Raw genomic sequence first — 20,171 nt, 5'->3', positions numbered from 1 at the left:
GAAGCTTTCGTCGGCTTAGGGTGATGACCAGCGGTTACCCTTTTGAGTGGGCACAGCTGACTTGCCCTAAACATCGGAAAATTGGCCCCCTAGTCCGCGATCCTCGTTGGCCCATTTCCAGCCCCATCTACCCGGACCTGAAAAGCCAACCTCGCGGCCTCCTACGGCCGCTGTGCCTATTCAGCTTAGCGAAATGTCCTGCTCGACCGCATCCGGCACGATGCGCGAGCGCTGCGGCTTGCCATGGATGGCGCGCCAGATCCGCTCCGGCGTAGCCGGCATCTCCATATGCGTCACGCCGAACTCCGACAGCGCGTCGACGATGGCGTTGATGACGACACCGAGCGCCGGCGTCGTACCGCCCTCACCGGCCGGCCGGATGCCGAGCGGGTGCGTGGTCGACGGCACTTCGCTGATGTCGGTGGTGAACGACGGCAGGATGTCGGCGCGCGGCATGGCGTAGTCCATGAACGATCCCGCCAGCATCTGTCCGGAGGTCGCATCGTAGAAGCAATGCTCGAGCAGCGCTTGTCCGACGCCCTGCGCAATGCCGCCGTGAGTCTGGCCGTGGATGATCAGCGGGTTCACCGCCTTGCCGACATCGTCGATGGTGGTGTGGCGGATGATCTCGACAAGGCCCAGGTCGGCATCAATCTCGACTTCGCAAACGTGACAGCCATAGGGGAAGCCAGCCTCGTTGACCGTTTCGTCGCACTCGGCGCCGAGCGGACCGCGCAAGTCCTGCGGCAGGTCCGCGCGCGTCGCCATCGCTTCGGCCACTTCGGCAAGCCGCATGACCGCTTCGCCCGCCACGGTGAAGGTGCCATCGGCGAAGACGACGTCAGCGGGACTCTTCTGCAGCAGCAGGCCGACGACCTGCTTCGCTTTGTCGATCACCTTGTTCGAGGCACGCCATATCACGATGCTGCCGAGCCGCATGCCGCGCCCCGAATGCGTGCCGCCGCCGACGTCGACGATGTCGGTGTCGCCGGTGACGAGACGGACCTTGTCGAACGGCACGCCGAGCCATTCGTTGAGCAACTGCGCGAAGCTCGTCTCGTGCCCCTGCCCGTTGGAGACCGTGCCGATCACCAGCTCGGCGCTGCCGTCGGGATGCACCGTGATCCTTGCCTTCTCGCGCGGAATGCCGGTGGCCGTATCGACGTAGTTGGCGACGCCGATGCCGCGATATTTACCGCGCTTGCGCGCTTCCGCCTTGCGCGCGGGGAAGCCATCCCAGTCTGAAAGCACGAGCGTGCGTTTCATCACGCCGATATAATCGCCGCTGTCATAGACGAGGCCGAACGGATTCCGGTAAGGCAGTTCCGATTGCGCCACGAGATTGCGCAGTCGCAATTCGACGCGATCGAAACCGGCCTGACGCGCCGCCAGATCGATCAGGCGCTCCATCACGTAGATCACTTCCGGCCGGCCCGAGCTGCGGTAGGGCCGCGTCGGCGCCGTGTGGCTCAAGACCGCACGGGCGCGAAAATGCGCCGCCGGCATCCGGTAGATGCTCGACATGATCTCGACGCCCTTCTGGACCATCGAGAAATTGCCGGTGTGCGAGCCGAGATTGCCGACGTTCGAGCCGCGCATCGCTAGGAACGTCCCATCGGCGGCGAGCGCGAGTTCGGCCTCGACGGCGAGATCGCGGCCCTGATAATCGCTGAGCAGAAGTTCGCTGCGCTCGCTCGTCCACTTCACCCGCCGGCCGATGCGGCGCGCCGCCCAGGCGACCAGCGGTTGCTCGGCAAAGATGGCGCCGCGAGTGCCGAAATTGCCGCCGACGTCGCGGATGACCAGACGCACATGCGTTTCCGGCACGTCGAGTACGAGCGACAGGTCGCGCCGCAGCCGCAGCGTCGAGCCGCTGCAGGTGTAGATGGTGTAGTGCCCGGTCTGCGGATCGTATTCGCCGATCGCCGCGCGCGGCTCCATCGGCGAGCCGGCGACGCGCGGAATCCAAGTCTTCACCTTGACGACCTGGGCCGCCTTGCGGAAAGCGGCTTCGGTCGCTGCCGCATCGCCGACCTGCGCGTCGATGCAGACATTGGACGAATTCTCGTCGCGGACCCGCGGCGCGCCCGCGGCGGCGGCCTCGACCGTGAACGTGACGCTCGGCAGCGGCTCGTAATCGATCTGCACGCGGTCGGCGCCATCCTTGGCGGCGTCGATGCTTTCCGCGATCACCATGACGATCGCCTCGCCGACGAAGCGCGCCTTGTCCGCCGGCAACGGATAGTCCGGCATGTTGAACGCCGGTGTGCCGTCGGAATTGACCAGCGGCATCTCCGCGGGATGCAGCGAGAACGTCTTGTTGGGGATGGGCTTCATCTGATCGGCGATGAAGTCGGCGCCGGTCAGGACAGCAATGACGCCGGGCACGGCAGACGCCGCACGCGTGTCGATGCCAAGAATATTGGCGTGCGCATGCGGCGAGCGCACCATCACGGCATAGGCCTGACCGTCGACGTTGAGGTCGTCGGTGTACCGGCCGCGTCCCGTGATCAGCCGCAAGTCTTCCTTGCGCGGAACCGGTTGGCCGATGCGCGTGCTGGTGGCGGGGGCGTGCATCTTGCTGTCGTCCTACCGCGGCTGCGCTGCGGCGACCGCGCGTTTGGCCAACACAATGATCGCATGCGCGCGATATTCGGCGCTGGCGTGGATATCGGAGGTGAGCCCGTTCGGATCGGCGGCAACACCATCGAGCGTCGCCGGCGAGAAGTCGACAGACAGCGCCTGTTCGGCCGCCGTCAGACGAAACACCGAAGCACCGGCGCCGGTGATGGCTACGCGCACGCCGGCCCGCGTCTGCGCGACGAACACGCCGGTGAGCGCGAAGCGGGACGCCGGATGCGGCAGCTTCATGTAGCCGGAGCGAAGCGGCATGGGGAAGCGGACCGCGGTGATGATTTCGCCATCGTCCAGCGCCGTTTCGAACAATCCGGTGAAAAATGAATCACCGGCGATCTCGCGGCGGTCGGTGATCACGGTGGCGCCGAGGCCGAGCACGGCCGACGGATAATCGGCGGCGGGATCGGCGTTGGCGATCGATCCGCCGATGGTGCCGCGGTTGCGCACCAGCGGATCGCCAATGCCGCCGGCGAGCACGGCGAGAGCCGGAATGGCCTGCCTCACCTCTTCGGACGCGGCAACGACCGCGTGCCGGGTCATGGCGCCGATGGTGAGCGTATCGCCCTCGCGCCGGATTCCCTGCAGCGCCGCGATCGACTTGAGAGCGACGAGATCGGAATATTGCGCCAGCCGCAGCTTCAGGGACGGCAGCAGGCTCATGCCGCCGGCAAGCAGCTTGGCTTCCGCCTTGGCGCCGAGCAGACGTGCGGCCGCGTTCAAATCCTGCGGCTGATGATAGATGAAATCATGCATCGGCTTGCCCCGAACGCATCGCGCTGGCGCCCGCGCGAATGGCGCGCACGATATTGTGATAGCCGGTACAGCGGCAGATATTGCCGTCGAGCTGCTTGCGCACCGTGTACTCGTCGAGATCGTGACCGTTGCGGCGCACGATATCGATCGCCGACATGATCATGCCGGGCGTGCAGAAGCCGCACTGCAGGCCGTGCTCCTCATGGAACGCGCGCTGCATGGGATGCAGTTCGTCGCCGTTCTGCAACCCCTCGATTGTCGTCACGGTCGCGCCGTCGCAAGCCACGGCCAACGCGGTGCAGGACTTGATCGCCACACCGTCGACGTGAACGGTGCATGCACCGCACTGGCTGGTGTCGCAGCCGACATGCGTGCCGGTCAGCCGCAGATGATCGCGCAAGAACTGAACCAGCAGCGTCCGCGCTTCAACCTCAACCTCACGGCGGACGCCGTTGACCGTCATCGAGACGAGGGGCATGTGCTTGTCCTCGAGCAGGCCGTCATGACGTGCCCTGGCTCTATGAAATCCCGAACAGCCGCGCCGCGGTGCCGCCGAGGATCGCCTGCCGGTCGGCGGCGCCGAAACTGCACGCGTCGATCAGCTTGACCGGCTCCGGTTCAGCGATGACGAACGGCTCGTCGGTACCCATCAGGATGTGATCGGCGCCGGCCTGCTCGGCAATGAAGCGGATGGTGGCCGCGTCGTAGACCACCGAGTCGAAATACAGTCTGTGAAAGCCGAGTGCCGGATCGGCGTTCTGCGCCGGCGCGGTCGCGAAACTGCGCCGCAGGCGGCCGAACAGCACCGGCAACGCGGCGCCGCCGTGCGAGATGATCAGGTTTACGCCTGGGTACCGTACCAGATGGCCGGAATACAAAAGGCGCGCCACCGCCATCGTGGTGTCGGTGACGCGGCCGACGGCGCTCACCAGACCGTAGGCCTTGAGCCGGTCGTCGCGTGCGCCGAACGTCGGATGGATGAAGATCGCCGCCTTGCGGGCCGAGGCGACCTCCCAGAACGGCTCGAGTTCGGGATCGTCGAGGACACCGCCCTGCCCCTTCGGTTGCGTGCCGATCATGGCGCCGTGGAAGCCCTGATCGAGCGCTTCTTCGAGCGCCCGCGCGGCGAGTTTGCCGGACTGCATCGGCACCGTCGCGAGCGGCACCAGGAATGGAGTGCTCGCAGCCGCCTTCAGAAGATGCGAATTGAAGAAGCGGCTCCACTCGAGGCCTTCGTCGGCCGGAATGTCGTAGCCGAACACGTCGAGCCAGCCGGCGACCACCTGCTTGTCGATGCCGCGGGCGGCGAGTCCCTTGCGGCGGCGCTCGACGTCGCTCATGCCGTTGGGCACAGGACGCTTGGCGTCCTGGTTGGCGAAGGTGAAGCGTACGCCATCCCGCCCGGACGCGGCCTTTACCGACGGAAACAGACCGGGCCGCGACAGTACCTCATCGAGGAAACTCTGCGGGACGAAGTGCGCGTGGGCGTCGATGATCATCGTTCTTGCTCTGCTGGGCCGAACGCCCAATGAAATTCCGCAGGTCGCGTGCCCAAGGGTCCAGCCCACTTTCGCCTGTGTGCTTCGCTACTTAGCGCCCGGGCAACGCGAAATCGCTAGAGGCTTTGGGGATACCCAGCAATTTCTTAATGGACAAGGACGTGTGAGTTTTTTGCAATCTCCGCCGCCGTCGTCAATTGCTAGCTAATAGGCTGGCAAGCCGGCCGACAACGAGCTTTGCCTCGGGAGGATCCACCTATGCGTATCTATGCCAAGGCCGTCATGGCCGCCGCGCTTCTCGCCTTCGCGGCGCAGGGCGCCGCCGGCGCGGCAGATTATCCGACACGGCCCATCCGCGTGCTTGTTCCCTATGGCGCCGGCGGGCCCAGCGACACCGGCGCGCGCCTCGTTGCCGAGCCGCTGAGTCGCCAGCTCGGCCAGCCGGTCGTCATCGAAAACCAGGGCGGCGCCGGCGGGCTGATCGCCACAGAAGCTTATACGCGCGACAGCAAGCAGGATGGCTACACGATCCTGCTCGGCGCCATCGGGCCGTTCGCCATCCTGCCGCACGCCAAACACGTCAGCTACGACGTCGAGAAGGATTTCGTGCCGCTCGGCCTCGTCTACGAGTCGCCACTGACGCTGGCCATCAGCCCAAAGCTCGGCATCAAATCGCTCAAGGAGTTCGTCGCCTATTGCAAGGCGCACCCGGGCAAGGTGACGTTCGGATCGGCCGGCGTCGGCGCCGTCACCGACCTCGCCATCGAACTGTTCAAGCACGAGGCGCAAGTCAACGTCATCCACGTACCGTTCCGCACGTCCAACCAGGCGACGCCCGCTTTGATGGGTGGCCAGATCGACGCCATGTTTGCCTCCACCCCGAGCATCGCCCCCCAGATCAGAGCGGGCCAGGTCGTCGGCATCGCGGTCGCCGGCACGAAACGCCAGGCGACGATCCCGAAGGTGCCCACGATGGCCGAAGGGGGCCTGCCCGGCGTCGTTGCCTCGAGCTGGTTCGGCTTCAACGTATCGTCCAAGGTGCCCGCGCCGATCATAAAGCGGCTGCAGAGCGCGATGACCGCGGCGCAAAAGGATCCGGCCTACCTGAGCATCCTGGCCAAGCAGGGCGCCAGCTACGGCGAAGCCGGTGTCGAGCCCTACGCGGAGCTGATCAGGAGCGACTACAAGAAATGGGGCGCGATCATCAAGGAAGCCGGCATCAAATTGGAATAATCAGGCCGGGCTGGCATCGTGATGTGGCGAGGGCGCCTTCGGGGCGCCCTCGTTCGTTTCTGCTTGAGCGATCGATGCTCAATCGACATCACGCCGGTGTTTCCTTGAACACCAGGGCCGCCTCGTGCATCGCATGGTTGCCCGCGGGCGCGCCGCAATAGACCGTCGCCTGCAGGATGATTTCCTTGATGTCGTCCTGCGTGAAGCCGTGCGTCAGTGCGGAATGCACGTGCAGCTTGAACTCCTCCCATTGATGCAGCGCGATCATCATCGACATGACCATGTAGCGGCGGGTCTTGTGATCGATGGCCGGCCGGGTCCAGATCTCGCCCCAGACATGGCGGGTGATCATCTCCTGGAATTCGGTGTTGAAGGCGTTGCGGTTCTTCAGCGATCGATCGACCCAGGCATCACCGAGGATCGAGCGGCGCACCCTCATGCCCTGCTCGTAGGTGTCGTCAGCAGCCACGTTTTCCTCCCGGGCCGGGGCGGCCCTTCCTGAATTGGGTGCGATTGCAGTCGTGCCGGCGCGCCTGTCTTCGCGCCGGGAACCGCTGGTTCGATTTATTGCGCGCCGCCCCGGACGGAGCAATTTCGCTATCGGCACACTGGCGTGACTTTTCCGCATGCCCGCCGGCGCGGCTAGGCTGCGGCGGGATCCTGCGACAGCTTCGCAAGCACCGGATCGAGCTGCCGCTGCAGCCAGGACAGGAACTGCCGTGTCTTGCGGCTGGGGCCGGTTTCCGCACGCCACACGGCGTAATAAGAACCCTGCCGTACTGGTTTGTCGAACAGCCGCACCAGTTCGAGCGCGGCAAATTCTGGCGCGAGCACCGGCACCTGCCCGATCACGATGCCGAGCCCGTCGACCGCGGCCTGAGACGCCAGCATGGAATTCGGGAATTCGATGATTTCCATGCGCGCCAACGGAAAATCCGGCCGGCCGACTGCGGTCAACCAGTCGACCCAGTCGTTGCGCCGATTGGCGGAAATCAGTAGCCGGTACGACGTCAGGTCATCGATGGTGCGGAGCGGGCGACGGGCCTTGAACAGGCTGGGGCTGCACATCGGCTGCACCCAATTTGCGAATAGCATCCGGCTTTCGGTCCCCGGCCAGTCTCCGGAGCCGACCTGGATCGAGATATCGACGTCCTCGCGCACGAAATCGACCGAGCCGAAGCCGGTGACGATCCGAACATTGATTCCGGGGTGCTCGGTGCGGAATTCGGACAGCCGCGGGATGAGAAAGCGCACGGCGAAGGTCGAGGGAACGCGGACGTTCAGCGGTGCGCTGTCCTGCGCCCGCATAATGCGGTCGGTCACCGAGGTGATCGTTTCGAAGGCCGGGGCGATCTCGCGGTAATACTCCTCGCCGACCTCGGTCAGAACATTGCCGTCACGCGAACGATGGATCAGGCGGACATCCAGAAAGGCCTCGAGAGCCGCAATCTGCCGGCTCACCGCCGACGGCGAAACGCTCAGAACCTCGGCCGCCCTGGTGAAACTGCCGACGCGGCTCGCCACCTCGAACACGTGCAACGGATTCAGAGGCGGTACTGACCTTGCCAAAACGCGGCCTCGTTGAGGAAAACTCAATCGACATTACCCATTACGAATTTGCCTGCCCAAGTCAAATGAACGAACCAAGCCTGCCGGGCCTCGCATTCGTGCCCGGCAACGTTGCGGTTGCACCGCGAAAACACGCATTTGGCGGCATCGATAGAGCCGCCGAACGGCCAGGACAGCGGAATGCCCCTTCCCGACCTGATCGAGCGGCTGCCTGCGCTCGTGAACGGAAATCCCGCTGTGTTGCGGCGCGGCCGCTATCTCAGCACCGACATGATGATCGAGGTCGGCACAACGCCGTTTTATCTGTCCATCGTCCAGGGTCGCATCGAGAGCCTGTCGCGCGGACCGCTGGTGATGCGCTCCTGGTCCTTCGCAATCCGCGGCCGCGAGGACGCCTGGCGCCAGTTCTGGGCGCGGCACCCGGCGCCCGGGTTCCACGACATCTTCGCGCTGGCGAAATTCGGCGAATTCCATATCGAAGGCGACATCCGCCCCTTGATGACCAATCTCCTCTATTTCAAGGCTCTGCTCGAAGCCCCGCGGGCCCTTGCCGACGATGTGCCGCGATGACAGCCGCGATCGAACCTATCATCGGCCGATACATCCACCTCACGTTGCAGGGCCGGCCGCATCGCATCTATTTCGAAGAAGCCGGCGTGGGCATTCCACTCTTGTGTCTGCACACGGCCGCTTCCGACAGCCGCCAGTTTCGTCACATGATGACGAACACCGCGATCACCGACCATTTTCGGGTGATCGCGTTCGACATGCCGTGGCATGGCAAGTCGACGCCGCCCGACGGCTGGCAGGATGAAGAATATCAGCTCACCACCGACGCCTATATCGAGCTCATCCGCACCTTCCGCGACGCGCTCGGCCTGACGAAACCGGTGACGCTCGGCTGCTCCATCGGCGGCCGCATCGTTCTGCCGCTCGCGATGCGCCACGCCCACGAGTTCGCCGCGCTCATCGGCCTCGACAGCGCCGCGTACCAAACAGGCTGGTACGATTCGAGCTGGTTGCACCGCCCCGACGTGCACGGCGGCGAAGTGTGCGCCGGCATCGTGTCCGGCATGGTCGCGCCGCAAAGCCCCAGCAATTGTCGCTGGGAGACGCTCTGGCAATACATGCAGAGCGGACCGGGCGTGTTCAAAGGCGATATCTATTTCTATCGCGCCGATTCCGACCTCAGGCCCGACCTCTCCAAGATCGACACGTCGGTGTGCCCGCTCTACCTGATGACCGGCGAATACGACTTCTCATGCACGCCCGAGAACACGCGGCAAACTGCCGCCGCAATTCCAGGCGCGGAAGTCATCATCATGAAAGAGATCGGGCATTTCGCCATGAGCGAGAACCCGCAGCAATTTCGCCAATATCTTTTGCCCGTTCTCGATGCGATACGGACGCGGCTGACGGCGCGGTGACGACGAGGCGCGAGGCCTACCCGTCACCTAGTCTTCGATCGAGCGAACCGATGTTTCGGGCTTGAGACCGCCGCGGCGACGCGCCAGCGTGTTGGCGCCGTTCTCTTCCCACTTCGCCGCGGCCGCGTTCTGCGCAAAAGCCTCCCACTGATCGCTCCAGTCGCCGAGCGCATAGCCGTGCCACGGCGCTTGGAAATGCACCGGCGGCAGCTTCAGTCGATTCCAGATTTCCTGCGCGCGCTCCATGTAAGGCTTCGCCGGTAGCGCGATCGGCGGCATCGGATGCTTCAGGGTAGCGTCGATCAGCAGTGTCGAGTTGGCCGTGCGCGGATCGGGCTCGACGCCCGGCTTGCGGTCGGAGCTCGGCCCGTGCCCGGGCGAGCGGAACGGCACCACCAGCACGTCCTCGATTGGGTTTGAGCGGTAGGCCATCGACCAGAACACGGCGTTCGGGTTGGCCGGATCGACGTCTTCGCTCACAGCGATAACGATCTTGCCGCAGTCGGCGATGCGCGAGGCGGCAGCCTGCAGGCCGCGCCAGACTTCCGTACGCGGCGTATCGGCCGCGAACTGCAGGAAGATCAGCGGCCGCAGGTTGCTCAGGTTTTCGTGCATCGACACCTGCTTGATGCCGCGAATACCGATGCCGTCCTTGAGATGCGTGAGGAAGAGCGGCTCGAGCGCCACCTTGCGCATGACGCTCGATTCGCTGGGCGTCACCTGGCTGATGATGGAAGTGAATAACGGCGACTTGCGATGGGTGATCGCGGTCACCTCCATCGACAGATTGTAGTCTTCGAGCGCCACGTAACCGGTGCTCTCGCCGAACGGCCCCTCCGGTTCGAGCAGCTCGGTGCTGATCAACCCCTCGATAACGATCTCCGCATCGGCCGGAACCATGACGTCGATGGTCTTGGCGCGCACGACCTTGATGGGGCTGCCGGCAAGCGCACCGGCGACGGTCAGTTCGTCGAAATCGTACGGCAGGCGCTGCGGGCCGTTGTAGGCGATCACCGGCGCCGCACCGACGACGATGGCGCACGGCATCGGCTGGCCGAGCTTCTGGTATTTGAGCCAATGACGGTAGCCGCCGGAGCCGCCGATGCGCGACGACATGCGCACCGCGAGGCGGTCGGTGCTCTTCAGCGCCGCCCGATTGGTCGACATGTTGGCGATGCCATTCTCCGGATCCTTGGTGATGCAGAGCGTCGCTGTCAGTGTCGGCGCGGCATCGAAGCCCGGCGTGGACACCGGAACCGGCAGGCGCGCCAGACCGCCGCCGGGCTTCTTCAGGTCCTCGCCGGTGATGACGACGTCCTGGCAACTGCCGCGCTCGACCACCGTCGGCGGGATCGGGTTGGCGATGGCCGTCGCCCAGGCCGAACGGATGCGATCGACCGGACAGCCCATGCCTATCGAATAGATCTCCGGCGATGCGGCGAGCGCGCCGACGACGACGGGGATGTCGTATTTCTTGCCGGTGCAGTCGACGACATTGGTGAACAGGAAGGCGCGGCGGTCGCGCTCCGCCAGACCGCCGACGAACTGGCAGCGCACGAGCGGATGCAGCTCGGTGTCCTTGTCGATCGGGTCGTCGACGCGCACGAGCAGGCCGCGGCGCTCCAGCTCGGCGAGATGCGACTGAAGATCGAGGCTGACGGTGCGTGGGGGCTGGGCGTTCATCGCTTGCGTTCCGAAGTTAAGGGGTACCGGAGCTCAGCTCCGCGAATCCAACGTGGCGGCGAGGCTGGCCTGGAATTGCCGACGCGCCTCGGGGCCGTGCACGAGCGAATAATCGAGCTCCGGCTTCTGGCCGGCCCGGACGTGCAGGGTCGCAAACGACGGTCCCGGCGCCTGCATGAAGCCCGGCAGCTCGGTGCGCAGCGTATCGAGATCGGAGAATTCCGTCACGACGCGATAGCCGGCGGAGCGGGCAAAACCGGAGAAGGAAATCTTGTCCTGGCCAGGGATCGGATGTTCGCCGTTCGCCTCGTAGCAGCCGTTCTGGCAGACAAAATGGGTCAGATTAGCCGGCGCGACGCCGGCGATGGTGACCAGACTGCCGAGATTCATCAGCAGGCTGCCGTCGCCGTCGAGCACGATGATCCTGCGGTCCGGCAGGCCGATGGCGAAGCCGAGCGCGCTCGACGACGCCTGTCCCATGGCGCCTACGGACAAAAAATTCAGCGGGTGCGGCGAGATACCGATCCATTCGAAAGCCGACGAATAGACGGCGACGACCAGAGCGTCGCCCCGCAGTCTGGCGATCTCCTTCAGGCAGTCGGTGCGCAGCATCACGGCTTCACCCTCCGGCCGAACAGCACGACGAGCGGTCGTGATTCCGCGTAGGCGCGGTCCACAGCTTCGAGAATCTTGGCGATGTCGCTGTTCTCCTCGATGGAAAGCGTGGGCACTTCCATCGCGTCCAGGACCGGCAGCACGGTGCGCACGGAATACTTTTTGTTCTGCGACGGCGGCACGCCCGGTTCCTTGCCGAGCAGGCCGACGAACATGCACACCGGCAGCTTGTATTCGACTGCGATGCCGCGCACGGCGTTGAGCGAGTCGAACAAACCGGTCTGCTGCATCAGCAACGCCGATCGCTTGCGGCAAAGCGCGAGCGCGGCGCAGATCGAAACGCCCTCGTCCTCCTTGCAGATACGGACAAGATTGACGTCTGGCTGGCGCGAAAGCGGCCACAGCAAGCCGGCGCTGGTCGTGATATCCGGCAAGGCGACGATCGTGTCGAGCGCCGCCTGAAGCATGACGCGGATGATCGCGCCACCGTCGAGAAGGGTCGCGGCGCCGGTCTCGGTGCTCATTTCGATCGTCTGTCCTCTTGCGACACAGCCTTCCACTTGGAGATTTCTTTTTCGACCATCTGTCTCATCTCGGCTGGAGACATCGGAGCGGCGTAGATCGCCTGATTTGCGAGCAGCTCCTGCTCCTTCGGGCGCCCCAGCATGTCGTTGATGATGGCGTTCACTTTTTGAACGATGGGCTGCGCCGTATTCGCCGGCGCGATCAGGCCGAGCCAGAGCAACGCCTCGAAATCCGGGAGGCCTTCCTCGGAAAGCGTCGGCAGATCGGGGAACCGCGCCACCCGCTTCGTCGACGTGATGCCGAGCGCGCGTAATTTCCCCTCTTTGATGTATTGGTGCGTGGTCGTCAGGATGCCGAATTGAGAATCGATGCGGCCAGAGAGCAGGTCGACGATGGCGAGCGTCGAGCTCTTGTAAGGGACCTCCGTCAATTTGATGCCGCTCGTTCGCGCAAACAGCGAGGCTGCCAGATGAGCGAGGCTGCCTTCGCCAACCGACGAGTAGGTCACCGGTCTCTTCTTGGCGAGCGCGATGAACTCCTTGAGGTTTTGCGCTGGGACCTTGGCATTGACGACCAGCACGTAAGGAGAGGTACCGATCAACGCGACCGGCGCGATATCCTTGACGGGGTCGTATTTCGCCGTGTTGAGCAGCGGCGCCGTGACGAGCGTCGTCGTCGTGGCGATGCCGAAGGTGTAACCATCCGGGTCGGCCTTCGCGACCTCGCTCGTGCCGATCTCGCCGCTGGCGCCCGGACGGTTCACGACAATCACTGTCTGGTTCAGCTTAACCGACAGCTCCTTGGAGATGACACGCGCGACCGTGTCCGCGGCCGAACCTGCGGGCAGCGGCACTATGATCTTGATGGTTTGATCAGGCCATGCGGCCTGAGCGGGCAGCGACGTAGCCAATGCGACGCTCACCGCCGCCGCGGCCAGGATTGTTCGCATGGTGCCTCCTCCTATCGCTGCTTCGAACGCAGGCAGCTTGCGGGCGACGTTATCGAAGCGTGAACCGGCGTAGCAATGGACAATTGGGAACCCACCTTTGACATTTTTGAAAACAGCAATCGCGCCGGCTTTATGCAGGGACTATTCCGGTTTGATGCCCATTTCCTTCGCTAACGCACGCCATTTGGCGATATCCGTCGCTATGCGGGTCTGGAGTTCGGCAGGACTACTTGTTTCCACCTGAAGAACTTCACCGGCCAGCCGCTTCTTCACGTCCCGCTCCGCCAAAACCGCCCGAATGTCCTGGTTCAATCGCTCGACAATATCGGGCGGCGTGGCACGAGGCGCAACGACGGCCATCCAGAGCACCGCTTCGTAGCCGGGTAGCCCTGCCTCGCTCATCGTCGGTACATCTGGCAGCACGTCCAGACGCTCTTGGCTGGTGACGGCCAGCGCCCGCAATTTGCCTTGATTGATGAAGGGAAGCGTCGCCGCCGTTGCGCCGAACTGCATCTGGATGCGGCCTTTGACCAGATCGAGAGCGGCATGCGTCGCCGACTTGTATGGAATCGCGGTCAGCTTGACCTTGGCCATGCTCGAAAAAAGCGAACCGGCAAATTGCGCGAGACTGGCCGGCCCGACCGTCGAATAATTCAATGCGCCGGGCTTCGCCTTGGCGAGGTCGATCAACTCTTTGATATTCTTGGCAGGCACCTCACTATTGACGACAAGGAGATAAGGGGCTTGGCCGACAAGGGAGACAAAAGCAAAGTCCTTCAGCGGGTCGTACGCGAGGTGTGGATTGAGACTCGGCGCGACCGCCAAAGTACTGGCCGTACCCAAGCCGATAGTATAGCCGTCCGGCGCCGCGCGGGCGATGAACTCGTTACCGAGTTCGCCGCTTGCTCCAGGCTTGTTATCGACAACGATCGTCTGCTTCAGCTTTTTCGACAAGCCATCAGCGACGATGCGGGAGACCAGATCGGTCACTGAACCGGCGGGAAACGGAACGACGAAATGGACCGGCTTGTCGGGCCAGGTCTCGGCGGCCGATGCGAATGGCGCAGGGCCTATTGCGCAGCAAATAAGGACGATCATTGAAATCAGCCGCCGCATGTTGGTTCCTCCATAAGCGGGGCACCGATTCGTGCCGGCCCCCTTTGGCGCCTTCCGACTTTTACGAATGCGAACTCCATCCATCATTCGGCGATAACGTGATTGCGGAGAATGCCGATCTCCGCGATTTCGACTTCCACGCTATCGCCCGGCTTCATCCAGAGCGGTGGCTTCCTGCGCGAGCCGACGCCGGCAGGCGTACCTGTCGCAATGCCGTCGCCAGGAAGAAGGGTCGTGACGCGAGAAAGATAGCTAATCAAAAACGGAATGTCGTACAGCAGCATGTCGATGCCGCTGCGCTGCACCTCTTGGCCGTTGAGGCGGGTCATCAGCGTCAGCTTACGCGGATCCGGAATCTCGTCCGCGGTGGTCATGCAGGGACCAAAGCCGCTCGTACGCTCGAAATTCTTGCCTGCGAACAGGCTGTGCTTCTGATAGTCGCGGAGCGATCCGTCGTTGAGGAGCGTATATCCGGCCACGTAGTCCAGCGCCTGCTCGCGCGCGATATGCCGACCCGGCTTACCGATCACCACGGTCAGTTCGCCTTCGTAATCGAAATGATTGGACGCTTTTGGCCGGACGATTGGCGTCTCATGCGCGACGATGGCGGTGTAATGCTTGAGGAAGACACGTGGATTTTCCGGAAGCTCGCTGCCGACCTCTTCGGCATGGTCGCGATAGTTGCGCCCAATGCACATGACCTTGTCGGCATCCGGCAGCACCGGAAGCCAGGAGATGGCCGCTAAACTATGGTCCGGCGCCATGCGCGCGGCAAGATCGCGAATCTGTGGCAACGCATCGGCCGTCAGCACGGCTCGCAGGGTAGGCCAGCAGTCGCGGTGACGCGCACCGAGATCGATTACCCCGTCGGTCGTGATGACGCCGTATGTGTCGGTGCCGTCCACGGTGAAGCTCGCAAGCCGCATGATCCCTCCCCTTCCTTGTTTCGGCGTCAGCCCTGGCGTTTGCCAGTTGCACGCAAAACGCCGTGTGTGATTTTACCGTTCGCGATATCCGCGGCGAGACGATCCGGATTACGGGTCTCCGGCGGACCGTAGCCGCCGCCACCTGGCGTGACCACGATCAAGCGCTCGCCGCGCCGGATCTGACCGCTATATTTGCTCGGAATCTCACGTTCGCCGGCCGCCTCGCACACCCGATAGCGGCTTCGCGCACCGTCGGCTCCACCGTCCAAACCGCGCGGCGGAAACTTGGCGCGGTCGCCGCGCACATTGATCGACGCGCGTTCCGCCAGCATCTCGTATTCGCGCACGATGCCCATTCCGCCACGAAATCGACCGTGGCCACCACTGTCCGGCGCAAGCTCGTAGCGACGAATACGGATAGGATAGTCGATCTCGACAGCTTCCACGGGAATATTCATGGCATTCGACGTACCGGTGCTGATCCCGTCGGCGCCATCACCATGCTGCGTGGCGCCCATCCCGCCGCAATAGCTTTCGTAGAAAACGAAATTGCGCCCGGTCCGCGGGTCGATGCCGCCGAACGACACGCCGGTCGGCACGCCGCAGGCCTGCGCGCCCAAGCGCTCAGGCACCGCGAGGGCGAGAGCTCCGAGCACAACGTCGGCGACGCGATTGACCGTCACCGAACGCGCATTGACCGGCGCCGGGTGATGCGGATTGAGAACGGTGCCTTCCGGAACGTAGATCTCGATGGCGTCCGCGAGGCCGTCGTTGAAGGCGATGTCGTTCGATAGCGCACACATGACGCAGTAGAACACGGTGGTCCATGTCTTCGACAACGGGGCGTTGAGCGGCCCCATGACCTGCGGATCGGTGCCGGTAAAATCGAAGCGCAGACGATCCTCGAGCACGTCGAGGCATACGCGGATGCCTACTGGACGATCGAGATTGATACCGTCGTGGTCCATAAAGTCTTCGAATTGATATCGGGCGCGCTTCATCGCGGAAATCTCGGCCAAAGCCTTGCGGCTGGTGATCTCGATTAAGGACTCCATCGCGGCCTTGATGCCGGCGCCGCCGAAGCGCTCGACCAGCCGCTGCATCCGACGCTCGCCGGTCAGAAGCGCCGATTCCTGCGCGTTGAGGTCGCCGAAGAAAATATGCGGGTTGCGGACGTTGGCGCGAATGAGCTTTTGTAACGTCTCGTTGGGACGGCCCGCTTCGTAGAGCTTCATTGGCGGCAGGACGAGCCCTTCCTGGTACAGTTCGGTGGCGCGCTGCGGATTAGACCCAGGCACCATGCCGCCGACATCGGTGTAATGGATGATGCAGCCGGCGAACGCGATGAGCTCGGCGCCATCGAAGATCGGACGAAACAGCGCGATATCCGGAAGGTGGCTGCCGCCCTGATAGGGGTCGTTGGTGATGAGCACGTCGCCGGGTACAAGCCCGGCCTTCGGATAGGCCTTCAGACAGGCGGCGAGCATATATTTCATCGAGCCGAGATGGCCGGGAATGACGACCGGTTGGGCGACGATTCGCCCCTCGTCGGTGAAGATCGCACAAGAGGCGTCCTGCGCTTCCTTGACGACTTGCGAGTAGGCTGACCGAAGGAGCGTGATCTCGATTTCCTCGGTCAGCGCGGTCAACGCGCTCGACAGAATGTCGAGACGATACGAATCGAGGCGGGGGGTCTCGCTCATGCCGCATCTCCGACGCGGGTAATCAGCAGATTGCCGTAGGTGTCGCACGCGACGTTCCAGCCGGGCGGCACAACGAGCGTTGAATCCTGGCCGGCGACAACGGAAGGCCCCTGCCAGCGATGACCGGCGCGGATCGTTTCGCGGCTGTAGCACGGACAGTCGTCGACCGGATGGCCACGAAACCATGTCCGCGCGCGCATGATGGGCTCCGGCGCCCCCTCGACCCGCGCCAGTTCCGGATGCCGCACCGCCTGGACGCGTCCGATGACGGTGAGCAGGACGTTGACGATCTGCACATCGCCTTCGGCGTGCCGCCGACCGTAAAGCCTCTCGTGCTTCCGATGGAAAGACTCGATCATCTCCCCGCGCGCCGCAGCGTCGAAGCCATCCGGCGGAAGCGGCACGCTCAGCTCGTAGGCCTGGCCGAGGTAACGCATCTCGGCCGACAACGATATCTCGATCGAGTTCGCCGGAATGCGGTAGCTCTGCAGCGAGCGCTCGCCTTCCGACCGCATGTCGTCGACAATGCCAGTTAGTTCCGTCAAATCGAGCGTGCCGACCGAGGCCACGAACGTGCGGCGGAAATCGTAACGGACATCGGCCGACAGAAGTCCCTGACTCGAGAGCAGACCGGGTGACGGCGGAACGATCACTTCGCGAATGCCGAGATCTTCGGCCAGCTCGACGGCGTGAACGGGACCCGATCCGCCGGACGGGATCAGACAGAAGTCCTGCGGGTCGTAGCCCTGCTCCACCGAGACGATGCGCAACATCTTCAGCATGTTGGCGTTTGCGATCTCCACGATGGCGCCGCAGGCCTCTTCGACGCTGATCGACAGAGGATCAGCGATGTCGGACTCGACGATGCCGCGCGCGCTGGCGACATCGAGCGCCATCTTGCCGCCGAGGAAGTGATCGGCCGGAATCCGGTTGAGCAGGACATTCGCATCGGTGATCGTGACGCGCTTACCGCCTTTCGCGTAGCAGATGGGCCCCGGCACGGCGCCCGCGCTTTCCGGGCCGACCTTGAGTACGTTGCCGTCGTCCAGTCGCACGATCGAACCGCCTCCGGCGCCGACTTCCGCCAGGTCGACTGTCGCAGCGCCGACGAAATAGCCGCCGCCGGTCAACAGTCGCGACATATTCACGCCGGCGCCAACCTCCTGACCGGAGGCGAGCCGGACCTCACCGTTCTCGATCAGCCCGGCCTTGGCGGTGGTGCCGCCCATATCGAAAGCGATGATGTTCTTGCGGCCGAGCAGTGAGCCGAAATACGCCGCGGCGATGACGCCGGCTGCCGGACCCGATTCGACGATGCGGCATGGGAAGGTGCTTGCTTCAGCGGCGGAGATGATGCCTCCGTTCGACTGCATGAGCTGAAGTGGCGCCTTTAAACCGGTGCCTTCGATTTCCGCGGACAGCCGGTCGATGTAGTGCGACACGCGCGGCCCGAGATAGCTGTTGACCGCGGTCGTGCTCGCCCGCTCGTACTCGCGGTATTGGGGGTAGATAGCGCTGGACCTCGACACGAAGCACTTCGGCAGCATCTCGCGGACGATAGCCTCCGTCCGCTTCTCGTGCGCGTCGTTGAGAAAGCTGAACAGGAAGCAGATCGCGATCGACTCCACTTCGGCATTGGCGAGCTTCGCCACCGCGTGGCGCACGGCGTCTTCGTCGAGCGGCTCGACCACGCCACCGTCCGCGCCGATGCGCTCCGGAATGCCCACGGTCAGTTCACGCGGCGCGAGCGGCGGGACTTTGCGATAGGCGGCGTCGAAGAGCGCATAGCGCTTGTGCCTTCGAATCTCGAGCAGGTCGCGAAACCCCGCGGTGACCAGCAAACCGGTCCGCGCACCGACTCCCTGGAGGATCGTATTCGACGCGACCGTCGTGCCGTGGATCAACTGGACGACGCTGCCAAGGTCGATCTTCAATTTTTCATCGGAGGCGGCCAGCCGCACCGCATTCAATACGGCCTCGGACGGATCGTCGGGCGTCGACGGCACCTTCAGCGTTTCGATGAGGCCGGTTTCACCGTCCTGGATGACCAAATCAGTGAATGTCCCGCCGATATCGACGCCAAAGCGATACACGCGCGCTGTCTCCCTCTCCCGGCCTCAGGGCATTGCAATAATGGGGCTGTCCACTGTATTTTTGAAATCAATACTTCACATGAGGTCATTCAGGCCGTGAATTTAGCTGGCTTCGACATGCGGCTGCTGCTGGTGTTCGACGCGCTGATTCGGGAACGTAGCGTCACGGCGGCGAGCCAGCGGCTGGGCCTGACCCAGCCGGCGACATCGAACGCCCTCAATCGGTTGCGGCATCATTTGCGCGATCCTCTGTTTCTCAAGACCGCTCAGGGGATGGAGCCAACGCCGCGCGCGGTTGCCTTGGCGGGCCCCGTGTCGCACGCGCTGCGGCAGCTCGAGGTCGTGCTCGACCCGCCGGTCATGCCGCCCGGCGGCAACAAATGGACATTCCAGATGGCGGTATCGGACCACGTGTCCATCGTCGTTCTGCCGCATCTTGCCGAGCGAATGGAAAAGCTGGCGCCCGGCCTCGAACTGCGGCTCAAGAGCAAGGTCTTGCGCACGCTTCCGGCCATGTTGGATTCGGGAGAGGTCGATCTGGCGCTCGGCTTCAATCCAAATCTTCCGAAGCGCTTCAAGTCTAAGTTGTTGTTCGAGGACCGATATGTCGCGCTCATGCGCTCCACGCACGCCCTGGCCCGCGGGCGTCTGACGCTTCCTCGCTTTGCTGCAGCACGCCACGTGCTCGTTCGCCCTTCTGGCGAGGCGGGGAGCCTGCTGGACCACATGCTCGAGCGAAAGCGAGCAAAACGACACATCAGCATGAGCGTCACACAACTCATCTCGGCCCTATTCCTCGTTGAGAGCTCCGATCTCGTGACGGCCGCATTCCGAAGCACGGCGGAATATTGTCTGGCGCGCAGCGGCTTCGACATCATTGCCCACCCCCTGCCGCTCGGCCCTATTCCGATAACGATGGTTTGGCACGCAGGCACAACGGATCATCCGGCCCATCGCTGGATGCGTGAGCAGATCGCGATGATCTGTAGGTCTCTTACCCGCACGATCTTGCAGGACACCGGTCGTCACGAAGCGGCATTTCACAAATAGCCGCGGCTGGAGGCGGTGACGCTTCTGTTGCGGTCCGCTTCATCCCGTCGACGCGATTGGCCAATCAGCTCAGCGTGCGCGTCGTGTCGTGTCGTAGAACAGTTATGGATGGCGCTACCCGATGCCGGTGAAGCATGCTTAAGCATGGGAGTCGCGTGCGACGCCGAAGCACCGGCTAGCAAAAAAAAGACCGAGTATGCCGCTTCGTAATTCCATTCGTAGTCCTCGGCCGAGGGTTCTGCGTTCGAAGCGGAAACCGAATGCGGCTTCTGTGGTTCCGCGATAGAGGAGTATCCCGACGAGAAAGCCGACCGTGAGAGTACATCGACGGGCGGGCTTACTCCGCGTCCTCGCCTCGGGGAGCCTTGGCCTCTGCGATCTCGGCGATGCGCA

18 protein-coding genes are annotated in these 20,171 nt (G+C 63.7%); 4 read left to right on the top strand and 14 right to left on the bottom strand.

Annotated elements, in window-relative coordinates; translation table 11 throughout:
* Nucleotides 1-180: 180 nt before the first annotated feature.
* The 4 genes from VGV41_RS00090 to VGV41_RS00075 are packed head-to-tail and all read right to left on the bottom strand — an operon-like array spanning nt 181 to nt 4,889.
* Nucleotides 181-2,577 carry a xanthine dehydrogenase family protein molybdopterin-binding subunit gene (locus tag VGV41_RS00090; RefSeq protein WP_326861598.1) on the bottom strand — a complete coding sequence of 799 codons (2,397 nt, stop codon included), beginning with the start codon at nt 2,575-2,577 and terminating at the stop codon, nt 181-183.
* 12 nt (nt 2,578-2,589) lie between these two features.
* A complete protein-coding gene (locus tag VGV41_RS00085) occupies nt 2,590-3,390 on the bottom strand; it encodes a xanthine dehydrogenase family protein subunit M (RefSeq protein WP_326861597.1) in 801 nt (266 codons plus the stop codon).
* Nucleotides 3,383-3,868, bottom strand: coding sequence for a (2Fe-2S)-binding protein (locus tag VGV41_RS00080; protein ID WP_326861596.1), 486 nt, complete (start codon nt 3,866-3,868; stop codon nt 3,383-3,385). Before VGV41_RS00080 ends, VGV41_RS00085 begins: the two co-directional genes overlap by 8 nt.
* Nucleotides 3,869-3,908: 40 nt before the next feature.
* A complete protein-coding gene (locus VGV41_RS00075; RefSeq protein ID WP_326861595.1) occupies nt 3,909-4,889 on the bottom strand; it encodes an amidohydrolase family protein in 981 nt (326 codons plus the stop codon).
* Between the two features lie 258 nt (nt 4,890-5,147).
* On the opposite strand from VGV41_RS00075, the gene VGV41_RS00070 reads away from it, so the two are divergent.
* Nucleotides 5,148-6,122: a tripartite tricarboxylate transporter substrate binding protein gene (locus VGV41_RS00070; RefSeq protein ID WP_326861594.1), complete on the top strand. Its 975-nt coding sequence runs from the start codon at nt 5,148-5,150 to the stop codon at nt 6,120-6,122.
* A gap of 88 nt (nt 6,123-6,210) precedes the next feature.
* On the opposite strand, the gene VGV41_RS00065 is transcribed toward VGV41_RS00070, so the two are convergent.
* Together VGV41_RS00065 and VGV41_RS00060 are read right to left on the bottom strand one after the other, a co-directional pair.
* On the bottom strand, nt 6,211-6,561 hold the full coding sequence (locus VGV41_RS00065; protein ID WP_326861749.1) for a carboxymuconolactone decarboxylase family protein: 351 nt from the start codon (nt 6,559-6,561) through the stop codon (nt 6,211-6,213).
* Nucleotides 6,562-6,764: 203 nt separating this feature from the next.
* On the bottom strand, nt 6,765-7,661 hold the full coding sequence (locus VGV41_RS00060; RefSeq protein WP_326861748.1) for a LysR substrate-binding domain-containing protein: 897 nt from the start codon (nt 7,659-7,661) through the stop codon (nt 6,765-6,767).
* Between the two features lie 210 nt (nt 7,662-7,871).
* Between VGV41_RS00060 and VGV41_RS00055 the strand changes: the two genes are divergently transcribed.
* Together VGV41_RS00055 and VGV41_RS00050 are read left to right on the top strand one after the other, a co-directional pair.
* Nucleotides 7,872-8,261: a hypothetical protein gene (locus VGV41_RS00055; RefSeq protein ID WP_326861593.1), complete on the top strand. Its 390-nt coding sequence runs from the start codon at nt 7,872-7,874 to the stop codon at nt 8,259-8,261.
* Complete coding sequence (locus tag VGV41_RS00050) at nt 8,258-9,118, top strand: alpha/beta hydrolase (protein WP_326861592.1); 861 nt, start codon at nt 8,258-8,260, stop codon at nt 9,116-9,118. The genes VGV41_RS00055 and VGV41_RS00050 overlap by 4 nt, the downstream gene beginning before the upstream one ends.
* A gap of 27 nt (nt 9,119-9,145) precedes the next feature.
* Here VGV41_RS00050 and VGV41_RS00045 read toward each other — a convergent pair whose 3' ends face one another.
* The 8 genes from VGV41_RS00045 to VGV41_RS00010 form a co-directional block, all read right to left on the bottom strand.
* A complete protein-coding gene (locus VGV41_RS00045) occupies nt 9,146-10,801 on the bottom strand; it encodes a UbiD family decarboxylase (RefSeq protein WP_326861591.1) in 1,656 nt (551 codons plus the stop codon).
* A gap of 33 nt (nt 10,802-10,834) precedes the next feature.
* Nucleotides 10,835-11,413, bottom strand: coding sequence for a thiamine pyrophosphate-dependent enzyme (locus tag VGV41_RS00040; protein ID WP_326861590.1), 579 nt, complete (start codon nt 11,411-11,413; stop codon nt 10,835-10,837).
* Nucleotides 11,413-11,940, bottom strand: a complete 528-nt coding sequence (locus VGV41_RS00035; protein WP_326861589.1) for a decarboxylase — start codon at nt 11,938-11,940, stop codon at nt 11,413-11,415. The genes VGV41_RS00040 and VGV41_RS00035 overlap by 1 nt, the downstream gene beginning before the upstream one ends.
* On the bottom strand, nt 11,937-12,890 hold the full coding sequence (locus VGV41_RS00030; RefSeq protein WP_326861588.1) for a tripartite tricarboxylate transporter substrate binding protein: 954 nt from the start codon (nt 12,888-12,890) through the stop codon (nt 11,937-11,939). Before VGV41_RS00030 ends, VGV41_RS00035 begins: the two co-directional genes overlap by 4 nt.
* 141 nt (nt 12,891-13,031) lie before the next feature.
* Nucleotides 13,032-14,006, bottom strand: coding sequence for a tripartite tricarboxylate transporter substrate binding protein (locus VGV41_RS00025; protein ID WP_326861587.1), 975 nt, complete (start codon nt 14,004-14,006; stop codon nt 13,032-13,034).
* An 83-nt stretch (nt 14,007-14,089) separates the two neighbouring features.
* Nucleotides 14,090-14,932, bottom strand: a complete 843-nt coding sequence (locus VGV41_RS00020) for a fumarylacetoacetate hydrolase family protein (RefSeq protein ID WP_326861586.1) — start codon at nt 14,930-14,932, stop codon at nt 14,090-14,092.
* A gap of 26 nt (nt 14,933-14,958) precedes the next feature.
* Complete coding sequence (locus VGV41_RS00015) at nt 14,959-16,635, bottom strand: hydantoinase B/oxoprolinase family protein (protein ID WP_326861747.1); 1,677 nt, start codon at nt 16,633-16,635, stop codon at nt 14,959-14,961.
* Nucleotides 16,632-18,728 carry a hydantoinase/oxoprolinase family protein gene (locus VGV41_RS00010; protein ID WP_326861585.1) on the bottom strand — a complete coding sequence of 699 codons (2,097 nt, stop codon included), beginning with the start codon at nt 18,726-18,728 and terminating at the stop codon, nt 16,632-16,634. Before VGV41_RS00010 ends, VGV41_RS00015 begins: the two co-directional genes overlap by 4 nt.
* A gap of 117 nt (nt 18,729-18,845) precedes the next feature.
* On the opposite strand from VGV41_RS00010, the gene VGV41_RS00005 reads away from it, so the two are divergent.
* A complete protein-coding gene (locus VGV41_RS00005) occupies nt 18,846-19,778 on the top strand; it encodes a LysR family transcriptional regulator (protein WP_326861584.1) in 933 nt (310 codons plus the stop codon).
* Nucleotides 19,779-20,171: the final 393 nt, after the last annotated feature.

This window comes from Pseudolabrys sp., assembly GCF_035943735.1.
Classification (GTDB): Bacteria; Pseudomonadota; Alphaproteobacteria; order Rhizobiales; family Xanthobacteraceae; genus Pseudolabrys.
The sequence above is the reverse complement of the archived record's forward strand: the minus strand, read 5'-3'. Positions and strand labels throughout refer to the sequence as shown.